Origin of the sequence: Ursidibacter arcticus, from assembly GCF_009761375.1 — a bacterium.
GTDB classification, from domain to species: Bacteria; Pseudomonadota; Gammaproteobacteria; order Enterobacterales; family Pasteurellaceae; genus Ursidibacter; species Ursidibacter arcticus.
This window is the reverse complement of sequence record NZ_LEKM01000071.1, coordinates 1-818: the sequence shown is the minus strand read 5'-3', so window position 1 is coordinate 818 and position 818 is coordinate 1. Positions and strand designations below refer to the sequence as shown.

The window sequence follows — 818 nt, the reverse complement described above, 5'->3', positions numbered from 1 at the left end:
CCACTCCCACCCTTGTGGAATATCAAACGGTACATCAAACTTCGCATTCTGTGAATTATCACGAAGTCTAGGCTTTTTCAATTTTCCTGCCGAAATCAACCGCTCTTTTTCCGTTTTAATACGTTTTAGTAGCTCGCTGGCTGGCTCATCAGTGGGTAACTGCTCTGTTAATTTCCCTTGAATTGCGGCTTGTAAAATGGATTTTTTCAGTTGTTCGGGGAAGTTTTTATTTAACTCGGTTAAGACTTGCTCTCGCTTGTCATATTGCTCAATAAAAGGCAATAGTTCTTCAATTTTAGCCACAATACGATGTTGTTCGTTGAGTGGGGGGAGAGGAAATTCTAATTCTTTCAGAGTATTTAAATAAATACCTTTTTGTGCAGTTCCTTTACTGTTTGATACCATTAAATCTAATAAAAATGCTGATTGAAGAGCATAACTAATATATTCAGAGTAAACTTGAATTGGTTTCAGGACGGCAACACTTCGTTGTAAGGCAAATTTTTCATTTGATTTTACAACAGCTGTTCGACCAATTGTTCCAACAATTGTAAGCAAAATATCATTCAACTGAATTTCTGTTCTTTTATTCTCAATTTCCCATTGTTCGATAGATACCCATCGTGATGCAGATGAGAATTTAATTTCATGATCAAAAATATTAGCCGCACTTAAAATGGGAATTCCTGATAAATTATTGGGTGGGGGATTATGAGAACCATCTGTAATTTTTGATGTGATGTCTTCCAACCTCACCCACACCCAACTCTCAGGAATATCAAAAGGTGGTTCGTCCGTGGTATAAGGGGCTTTATCAG

At 37.0% G+C, this 818-nt stretch carries 1 protein-coding gene; it reads right to left on the bottom strand.

Going from position 1 to position 818, the window contains the following annotated elements:
* A partial coding sequence (locus A1D25_RS01825; protein ID WP_205420568.1) for a restriction endonuclease subunit S occupies positions 1 to 818 on the bottom strand: 818 nt, incomplete at both ends.